At 50.1% G+C, this 13,470-nt stretch carries 12 protein-coding genes; 2 read left to right on the forward strand and 10 right to left on the reverse strand.

Translation table 11 applies throughout. The features are described 5' to 3' along the window. Positions 1 to 118: 118 nt before the first annotated feature. Together ppsA and ACSSVF_RS11720 are read left to right on the forward strand one after the other, a co-directional pair. Positions 119 to 2,491: a phosphoenolpyruvate synthase gene (gene ppsA, locus ACSSVF_RS11715; protein WP_442586372.1), complete on the forward strand. Its 2,373-nt coding sequence runs from the start codon at positions 119 to 121 to the stop codon at positions 2,489 to 2,491. 32 nt (positions 2,492 to 2,523) lie between these two features. Then, positions 2,524 to 3,327, forward strand: coding sequence for a pyruvate, water dikinase regulatory protein (locus tag ACSSVF_RS11720; RefSeq protein ID WP_442586371.1), 804 nt, complete (start codon positions 2,524 to 2,526; stop codon positions 3,325 to 3,327). Positions 3,328 to 3,378: 51 nt separating this feature from the next. On the opposite strand, the gene ACSSVF_RS11725 is transcribed toward ACSSVF_RS11720, so the two are convergent. The 10 genes from ACSSVF_RS11725 to serC form a co-directional block, all read right to left on the reverse strand. Continuing rightward, on the reverse strand, positions 3,379 to 4,074 hold the full coding sequence (locus ACSSVF_RS11725; RefSeq protein ID WP_492403622.1) for a hypothetical protein: 696 nt from the start codon (positions 4,072 to 4,074) through the stop codon (positions 3,379 to 3,381). A 147-nt stretch (positions 4,075 to 4,221) separates the two neighbouring features. After that, positions 4,222 to 5,409 carry a multidrug effflux MFS transporter gene (locus ACSSVF_RS11730; RefSeq protein WP_492403623.1) on the reverse strand — a complete coding sequence of 396 codons (1,188 nt, stop codon included), beginning with the start codon at positions 5,407 to 5,409 and terminating at the stop codon, positions 4,222 to 4,224. Positions 5,410 to 5,535: 126 nt separating this feature from the next. Beyond that, positions 5,536 to 6,717, reverse strand: a complete 1,182-nt coding sequence (gene pqqE, locus ACSSVF_RS11735; RefSeq protein ID WP_492403624.1) for a pyrroloquinoline quinone biosynthesis protein PqqE — start codon at positions 6,715 to 6,717, stop codon at positions 5,536 to 5,538. Between the two features lie 17 nt (positions 6,718 to 6,734). Continuing rightward, positions 6,735 to 7,019, reverse strand: a complete 285-nt coding sequence (gene pqqD / locus ACSSVF_RS11740; RefSeq protein ID WP_444702319.1) for a pyrroloquinoline quinone biosynthesis peptide chaperone PqqD — start codon at positions 7,017 to 7,019, stop codon at positions 6,735 to 6,737. A 29-nt stretch (positions 7,020 to 7,048) separates the two neighbouring features. After that, positions 7,049 to 7,813, reverse strand: coding sequence for a pyrroloquinoline-quinone synthase PqqC (pqqC, locus tag ACSSVF_RS11745; protein WP_492403626.1), 765 nt, complete (start codon positions 7,811 to 7,813; stop codon positions 7,049 to 7,051). 9 nt (positions 7,814 to 7,822) lie between these two features. Then, positions 7,823 to 8,764 carry a pyrroloquinoline quinone biosynthesis protein PqqB gene (gene pqqB / locus ACSSVF_RS11750; RefSeq protein ID WP_442586366.1) on the reverse strand — a complete coding sequence of 314 codons (942 nt, stop codon included), beginning with the start codon at positions 8,762 to 8,764 and terminating at the stop codon, positions 7,823 to 7,825. A 286-nt stretch (positions 8,765 to 9,050) separates the two neighbouring features. Continuing rightward, entirely contained in the window at positions 9,051 to 10,133 is a 1,083-nt protein-coding gene (locus tag ACSSVF_RS11755) for a 3-deoxy-7-phosphoheptulonate synthase (protein WP_492403628.1), read from the reverse strand. Further along, positions 10,130 to 11,251: a histidinol-phosphate transaminase gene (hisC, locus tag ACSSVF_RS11760; protein WP_492403630.1), complete on the reverse strand. Its 1,122-nt coding sequence runs from the start codon at positions 11,249 to 11,251 to the stop codon at positions 10,130 to 10,132. The genes ACSSVF_RS11755 and hisC overlap by 4 nt, the downstream gene beginning before the upstream one ends. A 26-nt stretch (positions 11,252 to 11,277) precedes the next feature. Further along, entirely contained in the window at positions 11,278 to 12,360 is a 1,083-nt protein-coding gene (gene pheA, locus ACSSVF_RS11765; RefSeq protein ID WP_492403631.1) for a prephenate dehydratase, read from the reverse strand. Between the two features lie 23 nt (positions 12,361 to 12,383). After that, entirely contained in the window at positions 12,384 to 13,463 is a 1,080-nt protein-coding gene (gene serC, locus ACSSVF_RS11770) for a 3-phosphoserine/phosphohydroxythreonine transaminase (RefSeq protein ID WP_492403633.1), read from the reverse strand. Positions 13,464 to 13,470 lie beyond the last annotated feature (7 nt).

Below are 13,470 nucleotides of genomic sequence, written 5' to 3' on the forward strand. Positions count from 1 at the left end.
GCTGGGAGAAAAGTAATTGCAGAAACAGGTTAGCTCAATAGTAAGCCTCACTTTCGAATTCAATCCGTTGCTTCCCGCGATAGATTTTCATCTGATTTAAAACAATTAAGGGTTTTATATGGTAAGTCATGTTATTCCATTTGAGAATCTCAGAAATAGCGATGTGCCGTCAGTCGGTGGCAAAAACGCTTCTTTAGGTGAGATGATTTCTCAGCTCAATGCCAAAGGTGTGCGCGTACCTACCGGATTTGCAACCACCGCGGATGCATACCGTGAATTTTTATCTCAAGGCGGTTTAGATAAAAAAATCAATGACTTGCTCGATAAACTGAATGCTGATGATACGCAAGAACTGGCCAAATGTGGCAGCCAGATCCGCCAGTGGATTATGGAAGCTGAGTTCCCGGACGCTTTACAGAGCGCTATTGCCCAGAACTATGCCAAGCTGATCGATAAATCAGCGCCAGGCACTACTTTCGCCGTACGTTCATCCGCTACCGCAGAAGACTTGCCAGATGCTTCTTTCGCCGGCCAACAGGAAAGCTTCCTGAATATCCATGGCCTGGATAACATCAACCATGCGATTAAAGAAGTATTTGCTTCTTTATATAACGACCGCGCCATTTCATACCGTGTGCACAAAGGCTTTGTGCATGCCGATGTTGCTTTGTCTGCAGGCGTACAACAGATGGTACGTTCTGATATCGGCTGTGCCGGTGTGATGTTTACCATTGATACCGAGTCCGGCCATAAAGATGTTGCCTTTATTACGGCTTCTTATGGCTTGGGTGAAACAGTGGTACAAGGCGCCGTCAACCCTGACGAGTTCTATGTACACAAACCATTGCTTGCTAAAGGCAAGCCTGCGATTGTGCGCCGCACCATGGGTTCCAAGCTGATCAAAATGATCTTCTCTGATGCGACCCAAGCTGGTAAATCTACACATACAGTGCCTGTAGATGCCGCAGAATCCAACCGCTACTCACTGGATGATGCGGATATCCTGGAACTGGCTGGCTACGCCATCACCATTGAGCAGCATTATGGCTGCCCAATGGATATCGAATGGGGTAAAAACGGTTTGGACAACAAACTGTACATCCTGCAAGCACGCCCTGAGACAGTTAAATCTCAGGAAGCCGCTAAAAACGTCACCGAGACATACAAACTGCAGAAACATTCTTCAGTGCCAGTGGTTGCCGGTCGTGCCGTGACACAAAAAGTGGGCGTTGGCCCTGTACGTATCGTGCTGGATCCGGCCGATATGCATGAAGTACAACCTGGTGATGTGCTGGTTGCCGACATGACGGACCCTAACTGGGAGCCGGTGATGAAGCGCGCCAGTGCACTGGTGACTAACCGTGGCGGCCGTACCTGTCACGCAGCGATTATTGCGCGTGAATTAGGTATCCCGGCGATTGTGGGTTCAGTCAATGCGACCGATCTGCTGCGTGATGGTGAGATCGTGACGGTTTCATGTGCGGAAGGCGAAACTGGTTTTGTATACCACGGCGCCCTGGATTTTGAAGTATCTACACAATCCAACTCTGCACTATCCAAACCGCCATGCAAAATCATGATGAACGTTGGCAACCCTGACATGGCGTTTACGTTTGCGCAAACCCCTAACGATGGTGTTGGCCTGGCGCGTCTGGAATTTGTGATTAACAACATGGTAGGCATACACCCGAAAGCGATCTTGAATGTCGATGCTATGCCTAAGGCTATCCAGACCACGATTCATAACCGTGCGCGTGGCTATGCCAGCCCTAAACAGTTCTATATTGATAAAGTAGCTGAAGGCGTGGCAACGATTGCTGCTGCGTTCTACCCAAAACCAGTGATCGTGCGTACTTCAGACTTTAAGTCTAACGAGTACAAAAAACTGGTTGGTGGCGATATCTATGAACCGGATGAAGAAAACCCGATGATTGGTTTCCGTGGCGCAGCGCGCTATATGGCAGAAGACTTTAAAGAGTGTTTTGCCATGGAATGCCAGGCCATGAAAAAAGTCCGTGATGAACTGGGCCTGGTCAACGTCGAGTTGATGATCCCGTTTGTGCGTACCCTGGATGAAGCCAAAGCCGTGACAGAAATCATGGCGGCAAATGGCCTCAAACGTGGTGAAAACGGCCTGCGCCTGATCATGATGTGCGAGATTCCATCCAATGCCTTGCTGGCTGAGCAATTCCTGGAATACTTCGACGGCTTCTCTATCGGCTCGAATGACCTGACACAGCTGACATTAGGCATGGACCGCGACTCCGGCATCCTGGCAGATGGCTTTGATGAGCGTAATGACGCAGTCAAAGTCTTGCTAAAAATGGCGATCAGCACCTGTAACCGTTTAGGTAAATACGTCGGTATTTGCGGTCAGGGCCCTTCTGACCATGAAGACTTTGCTGAATGGCTGGTCGCTGAAGGCATCCAGTCGGTTTCGCTGAATCCGGATACTGTGGTTGCAACCTGGCAGCGTCTGACCAAGAAGTAACTTTTTAAAGCTCTTTCACTCAAGGCACTCGCATGAATCACCGTTCTGTTTTTATTATTTCTGATGGTACGGGGATTACTGCGGGTGCCTTGAGCAAGCTGCTGGAACATTTTCCGAACACCAAATTCACCACCACCCGCCTGCCGTTCACCGATAATGATGAAAAGGTGCAAGCTGGTTTCGAGCATATCCAGAAAGTCGCAGACCAGGACGGCATCCGCCCGATTGTGATCATGTCGGTCGGTAACGGCGAACATCGCAATCGCCTGAAGCAGGCCAATGCCTACTTTATTGACCTGTTCCACCGATTTATCTACCCGCTGGGTTCTGAGCTCAACCAGGAGCCGCTCACAGGCGCCAGTATTGCTTATAGCTCTATGGGCAACAGCTACCATGAGCGTATGGAAGCGATTAACTTCACGCTGAACCATGATGACGGCATGACGAATACCGGCCTCGATGAAGCTGAAGTGATCCTGATCGGTGTTTCGCGCTGTGGCAAGACGCCAACCAGCATCTACCTTGCCATGCAGTTCGGCATCAAAGCGGCCAACTACCCATTGATTCCGGAAGATTTTGAGCGCGGCGCGTTTCCCGCAGCAGTCGAAAAAAACATTGATAAGATATTTGGCTTGACCATCAAACCGGAACGCTTGCATTCAGTGCGTAGTGAGCGCCGTCCGGACAGCTTCTATGCTTCACTGGACAACTGCCGCAAGGAAATCGAAAAAGCAGAAGACATGATGCGTCGTTATGGCATCACCTGGGCTGACTCTACCAGCCGTTCTATTGAAGAGCTATCTGCGCTGATCCTGCAAAAAATTCGCCAGCGCTAAGGCTGGCGGTTTTTTTCCTGTACGCCCTCAGAGAGGACGCAGACTTGCTGTTTAGGCAGCCATCGCCAAAGCGCGCGTTTTGACTTGTGGTTTAACCTGCGCCTGCAACTGCTGCGGTTTCAACATATCCCCACGCCAGAAATAATAAAACTCACGTGCTACACTTAAAAATGCATGTTGTGTGCCCAGTGCATTAAACAATGGCAGGTTTCTATCTACCGTTTGACGGTAGCTATGGGATTGTTTGTGCGGCACCTGACGCAGCGACACTAACAGGCACTTCGCCATGCGCATGCGCTCTTTGAAGGCAGCAGGGTCAAGGCCTTTGGTTTCTGAAGCGCTCAGGAAAGCTTCCATCACGATTTTTTCAGACGTTGACATCATGGTCTTGTCCAGGTCATACCAATGCTTGAACAGTTCGTCCTGCGTGGTGGTCACCATAGGCGCATTGCCGTTAAATACCTTGGCCTGGCTCATGGCGGCAATGGCTTTGATATCGCGCATCCAGAATGAGAAGAACTCACGCACTACCGGCAATACCATAGGGATTTCAGCAGTATCAATGCTGGCGATGAAGCGATCCACCGCTTGGCGGTATTCACTCCCCGCACATGGAATATCTTTTAAAAACGCACTCAGGCGAATGATAGTGAATTCACGCTGGATTAACATGCGCTGGCTCACACCCTGACCGGTAAGCAGTTTAACGTAGGCTTTTTGTGCTTCTTCTTCTCTGGATACTTCCATTGATGCTCCCATCTGCTTTTCTAGTTGATACTGTTGTTTGAACAGTTATTTACACTACTATCTTAAAGGAGCAGCTGGGATTTCAAATACGCGATTAAATCCAGAAAGGCCCGACATTTGCACAGTTTGAGTGCATGGCACCTATACTCAGGCAGCTTTAAAGCGGCGGTGAATCATAAGCATGAGTAGCGTGCTGACCAGCGTCATGCCCAGCATGGCTACCGACATGCTGAGGGTTGAGTGCCAAACGAGAGGTACGATGATCGCTGAACTCACTGTAGAGCACACCATTTGTATAAACGCCTGGGCCGAGGCTGCCGTACCGCGTGATTTCGGGTAAAAATCCAGCGCGGCGATCGAGAGTATAGGCACGACCGTAGCCATGCCCACATTGAATAAAGCAATCGGTAATATCGCCATCCACCAGAGGGGTTCACCGGCATAAATCATTTGTATCACCACATTGAAGATAGCCACCAGCACCATCCAGCCAAATGCCCAGCGTATGGTGCGAGCCGGAGAAAATTTACCGGCTGTGTGTCTGGCCAGCCAGGAGCCTGACATCATGCCTGCCACGGTTGGAATAAATAAAAAACCGAATTGCTGACTGGTCAAATGTAAATGCTCGACCAGGAAAACCGGGCTGGCGAGCACATAGATGAAAAAAGCGGAGAAATTCAGGCCGACGCAGGCAGTCAGGATAAGAAACTGGCGGTTGCCCAGCATCTTGCCGTAAGTCTGTGTGATGTTGCGTACCGAGAAGCGCACTCTTTGGGCGGCAGGCATGGTTTCGGGCAAGTAGCGCAATGCCGCCCATAATGTCACGGCTGCATACAAGGCCAGGAAAATGAAAATGGCTTGCCAGTGTATGCCTAGCAATACGCCACCCAGGATAGGCGCAATGGCCGGTGCAATGCCAAACAGCATTTGCATGGTGGCCATCACGCGCTGCGCTTGCGGACCATCAAATAAATCGCGCACCATGGCGCGGGCAACGGTATTCCCTGCCCCGCCACTCATGCCCTGCAAAGCGCGGAATAACCATAGTGTTTCTACATTGGGAGCAAAAGCACAACCTATACTGGCGAGGATAAAAATAGCCAGCCCCCATTTGATGGTCGTGATACGGCCGACAGCATCTGAGACCGCACCGTGACACAAGGTCATGACTGCGTATGGCAGCAGGTAGAAAGTCAGGCTCTGCTGTATGGAGAGTGGGTCGGCCTGTAATGAATCGGCCATGACATGAAAGGCCGGCAGATAAGTATCTATCGCGAAAGGCGCCAGCGCAGCCAGCGCTGCCAGAACATAGACCAGTAATACCGAATGCTGCACTCAGACTCTTTCAGAAAGGATCTATTTAAAATAGATCAGGAACAATCACAGGCGATGAAATCACGCATGCAAAAAATAACAGGCGCAAAATGCGCCCGCTGATTATAAAGCATATGCCTGATACGGTCAGGGCAAGGCGTGAAATTGCTCGACTCTTTCTTTATCGCCTGCCACATACTTTTTGGAGTTTTTATCGGTGCGGAAAATAATCGGTTGCTCACGCACTAAGGGGTTTTGTGAGCTCAGTAGCGCCTCATCAATCAAATGGCGATTAGGTGACTTGGTACAGACCGGATCGGCCATTTCCGCATCGCCGCTGAGTATATAGGACTGGCAACGGCAGCCGCCCAGGTCATTATCCTGCTCATCACAGCTACGGCAAGGTTCTTTCATCCAGTCCTTGCCCCGATATTTTGTAAACGCTGGTGATTCTTTCCAGGCCCATTCCAGGCCATTTTCACGCACGTTAGGGAAAGTCATGCCGGGTAATACACGCGCAGAGTGACAAGGCAATACATCACCATTGGCAGTGACGATCATGAATACTTCACCCCAGCCATTCATGCATTTTTTCGGGCGGTCGGAAAAATAATCCGGTACCACGAAAAATACTTTCATTTTGTTGCCTACACGCTCCCTGAAGGCATTGGTGGCAGCTTCAGCGTTGTTCAGCTGTTCACGGGTAGGCATCAGCTGGTCGCGGTTGACCAGGCTCCAGCCATAATACTGGGTATTCGCCAGCTCGACATAATCAGCGCCCAGTGCTTCTGCCATCTCCAGTATCCTGCCTACCTGGTCAATGTTGTAGCGATGTATCACCACATTCAGCACCATAGGGTAGCCATGCGCCTTGATCATGGCCGCCACTTTTTTCTTCAACTCGAAAGTACGCGTATCGGTAATGAAGTTACTGATATCTTCAGTGACATCGTGCATGGAAAGCTGAATATGATCCAGGCCGCCTTCTTTAAACGCCTGTATGCGTTTTTCAGTCAGGCCGACACCGGAAGTGATCAGGTTGCTGTAGTAACCAAGCTTGTGCGCCTCGGCCACAATCTCTTCGATATCATCTCGCAACAAGGGCTCACCACCAGAAATGCCTAACTGGATCGCACCCATTTTGCGTGCATCGCGCAGGGCATTGATCCATTGCTCGGTGCTTAATTCATTTTTGGTATGTTTGTCATAATCAGTGGGGTTGTAGCAAAAAGCACAGTGCAGCGGGCAACGGTAAGTCACTTCTGCCAACAACCATAGTGGTTGTTTCTGTGTCACATTTGCTGCCACGCCATTATTTAATTGTGCCATGATGCGCTCCTTACGGATTAATTCACCTTGCGTAACCAGGCTTTGCCTACAGCCAGGTCAAACATGCCGAGAATATCGGCTTCAATACCTTCTGCATCCGGAAAAGCAGTTTTCAACTCGGCGACGATATCACCCACACTCGCCTTGCCATCAACGCGCTTTAAAATCTCGCCCGCCCCGCCATGCAATTTGACCATGCCTTCGGGAAACAGGATGACGTAGCTCTGTTGCGCTTCTTCCCACTGAAACCGATGGTGAAAAGCGATTGCATAGATATCGGCGTGCTGAATATTGTTTTCCATCATTAAACTTTCAAATCTTGGGAGTAAAATCAGCCTTCAATCTTGATCACTGGCTGGCGTAAATAATCACGCCCTTCGGTTTTAATCTCGGTCGAAGCCAGCATGATTGAATCCGCAACCACCCACAATACATTGAGCTTGAATTGCAGGATTTCCAGTGCTTTCAACTGCATTTCGCGCGAGGTACTAAAGTAATCCAGAGTCACGCTTAAGCCCTGCTCTACATCGCGGCGGGCTTCTGTCAGGCGTTTTTTAAAATACATCAGGCCTTCTTCTTTTACCCAGGGATACATGCTCGGCCAGGAGCTGATCCGTTGCTGGTGAATGTGCGGTGCGAATAGCTCGGTCAGGCTGGAACAGACACTTTCCTGCCACGGGCGCTGCTTGGCGAAATTGACATAGGCATCCACCGCAAAACGCACGCCTGGCGACACCAGTTCAAGGCTGGTCACTTGTTCACGCGACAGGCCTACTGCTTCGCCCAGCTTGATCCATGCTTCAATGCCACCGATCTGGTCATCAACACCGTCATGGTCGGTAATGCGCACTATCCACTGCTTGCGTACTTCTTTATCCGGGCAATTGGATAAAATCGCTGCATCCTTCATCGGGATGGCAATCTGGTAATAAAAACGGTTGGCCACCCAGCATTGCAATTGTTCTTTGGTCAGCTTGCCTTCATACATCATCACATGGAATGGATGATAGATATGGTAGCCCTGCCCTTTTTCACGTAGCTTTGCTTCAAACTCTTCACGTGTCCATGGCAACTGCGCCTGCGTCACTGCGTTCATGTTGTTCTCCTAAAGAATGATATCCATACCGTCATACGCGACTTCGATCTTGTGATCGTCAAGTATCGCGCGCTCGGCGGAATCTTCCCTTAAAATCGGGTTGGTATTGTTGATGTGAATCAGCACCTTACGCACTGGCTTAAGCGTACCGAATTTATCCAGTTCTTCTATCATGCCGCCAGGCCCTGATTGCGGGTTATGGCCGATACTGCGGGCAGTTTTGGTCATCAGCCCCATATCCAGCATTTCGGTATTAGTCCAGAAAGTGCCATCAACCATGATGCAATCCGCCTGGTTCATCAATGGTGGCAAGTGCGGTTCTATTTCAGCCAGGCCTGGCGAGTACCAGCATTTTTTGCCGGTTGAGATCTGCTCAATCAACACGCCTATGGTATCGCCTGGGTGCGGATCATTACGGTGGGGGGAATACGGTGGCGCGGCACTCTTGAGTGCAACTGCGGTAAAGCGCAGGTCAGGCACGCCTGGGATTTCAAAGTGATTGGCATGACTCACATCATCGCCATCAATCTCGATTTCGTGGTGATTGACGCCACAGTAATGGCCAAGGATATTCAGGATCTGGTTACCGCTGGTGAGATCTTCATAGACCATTTTGGTACAGTAGATTTCACGTTTTACCTGGCCTTCACGCAGCATGAACAAGCCGGTGGTATGGTCAATCTGGGCATCAATTAAAATAATGGCCTGAATACCGCTATCGCGGATGGCACGGCCAGGTTGCAGGGGTGGGAATTCCTGGATTTGCTGCAAAATATCTGGCGAGGTATTGAACAATACCCAATCAACGCCATTGCTAGAGACACAAATAGAAGACTGTGTGCGACGTGTGGCCTTGATCGTGCCTTTACGCAAGCCATCACAGTTCTCACAGTTACAGTTCCATTGCGGGAAACCCCCGCCAGCACCAGCACCCAACACGTGTATATACATAATCGCTTCTTGTTTTAATGGTTATAGACCTTGCAGGTCATCATACAATAATTACCTGATCGTCGTTGAGAACTCTTCAGGTAACACTGGCGTGGTCAAATGTGCTTACTTGCGACATCGCCACTGCCTTACTGGTATGACTGGCATCATACGCATGGGTTGCAAGAACACCCTGCTACTGACAATGATTCCCTGCTCATGATTTTCATGAGCCCGGTGTTCTGGCCGCTATAAAAACAAAAAACCGCACAAACTTCTGTGCGGTTGATGTATGACTTAAGGCTTGTTATTCCTGCTCGGCCAGCTTGTCGCGGCGTGCTTTGACGGCGGCAGCTAATGCTTCAAGCACTGTCACTGAGTCTTCCCAACCCAGACAGGCATCCGTAATAGACTGCCCGTAGTTAAGTGTGCAGCCTGGCGTGTGGTCCTGGCGACCTTCGTTGAGGTGCGATTCCAGCATCACGCCGATAATCCGGCTATCGCCATTGGCGATCTGCCCGGAGACATCCGCAACCACTGCCATCTGGTTTTTATACAGTTTCTGGCTATTGCCATGACTGCAATCCACCATTAATACTGGCGCCAAACCGGCATCGGCCAGCTGATTGCACACTTCAGAGATGCTTTGTGCATCATAGTTAGGCAATTTACCACCGCGCAGGATCACGTGGCAGTCTTCATTACCCTTGGTCGCAAAAATGCCAGACTCGCCTTCTTTAGTCACTGACAAGAAGTGGTGCGGGCTGGCAGCGGTTTTAATCGCATCAATGGCGACCTTGGCGCCACCATCAGTGCCATTTTTGAAACCGACCGGGCAAGATAAGCCTGAAGCCAGTTCGCGATGGATCTGTGATTCAGTCGTGCGTGCGCCGATGGCGCCCCAGCTGACCAGGTCCGCAGTGTATTGGGGTGAGACCACATCCAGGAACTCAGTCGCTGCCGGCATGCCGATTTCGTTCACTTCCAGCAAAAAACGGCGTGCTTTTTCAAGGCCTGCGTTGATATCGTAAGTGCCATCCAGGTGCGGGTCATTGATCAGCCCTTTCCAGCCTACAGTCGTACGCGGTTTTTCAAAATAAACGCGCATCACAATCAGCAACTCATTACCCAAACGATTACGCACTTCTACCAGCCGCTTTGCGTATTCCAGGCCAGCCTCGGTATCATGGATAGAGCACGGGCCAACAATCACGACCAGGCGGTCATCACCCTGATGCAGGATGTGATGAATCGCTGTACGTGTTTTCAGGATATTCTGGGTGCTGGCAGCGCTTTCCTGCAGACGTGACAAGAGTTCCGCTGGCTTGACCAGTGGTTTGATTTCAAGCACCCGAACGTCGTCGGTAGCTAGTTTTTCGTATGCATTCATGACTTTAAAATCTGTTCCAGCACTTCGAGGAAACGTGCGTTTTCACTAAACAAGCCGATACTTACGCGCAGGTAATCCGGCATTTCATAATTGGCTACCGGCCGCACAATCACACCCTGCTTCAACAAAGCCTGATTCACAGCGCTAGCATTGGTCACTTTAAAGCTGACAAAGTTGCCAAACGAGGGAATAAAGCTAAGCCCCAGCTTTGTTAACCCTTGCGTGACTTGTGTCATGCCAGCCTGGTTCGCAGCATAGCTGCGTGACACGAAATCCTCATCGTGTAACGACACCGTGGCCGCCACTTGCGCCAGGCTATTGACGTTAAAAGGCTGACGTACACGATTCATCAAGTCGGCCAATGCAGTATGCATCAGGCCAAACCCTACGCGCAACCCGGCCAGACCGTAAGCCTTGGAGAAGGTACGCGAAATAATCAGGTGATCAAACTCAGCCAACCAGGTGATGGCTTCTGATTTATCCGCAACCGACAAATACTCATCATAGGCCTCATCGAGCACCACAACGATATGACTGGGCACTTTTTTTAAAAAGGCTTTCAATTCGGCTTTGGCTATCAGGGTGCCGGTAGGATTATTCGGGTTAGCCACAAAAATCAGTTTGGTTTTGGGCGTAATGGCTTTTAAAAAGCCAGCCAAATCATGCCCATACGCAATCGCAGGGACCACCACACCCGTAGCACCAGCAGCCTGCGTGACCAAGGGGTAGACGGCAAACGCGTGCTGCGAATAGATCACTTCGTCGCCTGCTGTTAAAAACGCACGCGCGGCCAATTCCAGAATGTCGTTAGATCCATTGCCAAACACAATCTGCTCTGGCTTCACCCCATATTTATGGCTGACGGCGTCGCGCAAGGCAAAACTGTTGCCATCCGGATAGCGCGCAATTTCATAAATGGCCTCTTCCAGCGCCATTTGCGCTTTTGGGCTCATGCCTAACGGGTTCTCATTGGAAGCCAGTTTGACGATATCGGCTTCGTTCAGGCCCATTTCACGGGCCAGCTCGCTAATAGGCTTGCCACCCTGGTAAGGCGCGATGGCGCGGATATTCGCAGGGGCTAATTGTGACAACTCAGACAGGCGTGATGCATCAGACATAGTTTGGCCAGTTAAATATTGAATAGTTAAATAATGGCGGTTGGGTAAGAACCCAACACTTTAAGAAAGGTGGAGCGGTCAGCCAGTTCATTGAGTGCGGCTTGCACATTAGGCGCTTGCTGATGCCCTTCAATATCGACAAAAAATACGTAGTTCCACAAATTTTGACGCGAAGGCCGGGATTCCAGTTTAGTCATACTGACACCATGGCGAGACAGTGGCTCAAGTAACTGCAACACTGCCCCCGGCTTATTGTGGGCGCTCATGACCAATGAAGTTTTGTCTTGACCTGACGGCGCAACCCCGTGACTACCCAGCACCAAAAAGCGCGTGGTGTTCTTGGGGTCATCCTCGATATTTTCGGCCAGGATATGTAAATCGAATAATTCAGCAGCGCGTTTGCTGGCGATCGCTGCCGCAAAAGTACCCTGGCTGGCCACCAGTTCATGAATCATCTGCGCGGCACGGGCATTACTCACCACCGCCTCACGCTCAACATTAGGCAAGATTTTATTCAGCCACTCATGGCATTGCGACAGTGACTGCGCATGCCCGAATACGTGTGATATCTGCGCAATATCCTGCTGTGCAGACAATAAGCAATGGTGTACTGGCAAAGTCACTTCACCGACGACCTGCAAAGCACTCGCCAGCAACAAATCCAGGGTAATGCCAACAGCACCCTCAGTCGAGTTTTCAACCGGCACAATACCGTAATCTGCCTGACCTGCCTCTACCGTGCGGAATACTTCATCTATGCTGGCACAGACTACCGCCTGGCGCCCTTCACCAAACTGCTTTAAAGCCGCTTCTTCGCTATAAGTGCCTAATGGGCCTAAAAAAGCGATCGACAGTTCTTTTTCCAGTGCACGGCAATTTGACATCACGGCACGGAAAATATGGCTCACCGCTTCCGGAGACAACGGTCCGTCATTCTCAGCCTGCAGGCGACGGATGATTTGCGCCTCACGCTCAGGGCGGTAGATGACACCATCATTTTTTAAATGGCCGATTTCGCGTGCCAGTTTGGCGCGCTCGTTCACCAATGCCAATACCTGCGCATCGATGGCGTCAATCTTATCTCTAAATTGTTTTAATAAATCAGACATTTAAAACTTATACTTAATGTTAATTAAGAATTATTCTTTTCGAATTCCTGCATGAAAGCCACTAATGCCTGCACGCCTTCAATCGGCATAGCATTATAAATACTGGCACGCATACCACCGACTGAACGGTGACCTTTCAATTGCAATAATCCACGTGCGCCAGCCTCTTTGAGGAAGGCATCATTCAGGTTCTCATCACGCAAACGGAATGGAATATTCATGCGTGAACGGTATGCTGGTTGTATAGGATTATAGTAAAACTCGGTTTGATCCACGTAGTCGTACAACAGCTTGGCCTTGGCGATATTGATTTTCTCAATCGCCTCTACCCCGCCCTGCGCCAGCAACCATTCAAATACCAGCCCGGCAATGTAAATGCTGTAGGTAGGTGGCGTATTGATCATGCTCTGGTTTTCTGCCTGCGTTTTCCAGTGGAACACCGCTGGCGTGAGCGGCGAAGCCTGTTCCAGCAAGTCTTCACGCACAATCACCAGGCACAAGCCTGCTGGGCCGATATTTTTTTGTGCACCGCCATAAATCACACCATATTTTGAAACATCGATCGGGCGTGAAAGTATATGCGAAGACATATCCGCCACAATAGGCACGCCGTGCGTATCAGGCACATCGAGAAACTCGACACCGTTGATGGTTTCATTGGTGCAATAATGCACATAGGCTGCATCACGATTTAACTGCCAGTCAGCAAATGCGGGCACATGCGTGAAACCATCTGCCTCAGCCGAGGCCGCGATATTGATCTGGCCATAGGCTTTTGCATCCTTGACACTACGCTTGCTCCAGGAACCAGTGACTACGTAGTCTGCCGATTTGCCATTGAGCAAATTCAAGGGAATGATGGCGTTTTCAGCAATCGCACCGCCCTGCAAAAACAGCACTTTATAATTAGACGGAATCGCCAGCAATTGGCGTAAATCCGCTTCTGTCTTTTCCAGGATACTGGTGAACTCTTTGCCACGGTGTGACATTTCCATCACACTCATGCCACTGCCATGCCAATCTAGCATTTCAGCTTGTGCGCGCTCCAGAACGGGTTTTGGCAATACTGCCGGGCCTGCAGAAAAATTAAAAATCTTTGTCATAGTTCTA

The organism is Methylophilus sp. E2MeOHC9, from assembly GCF_058744375.1.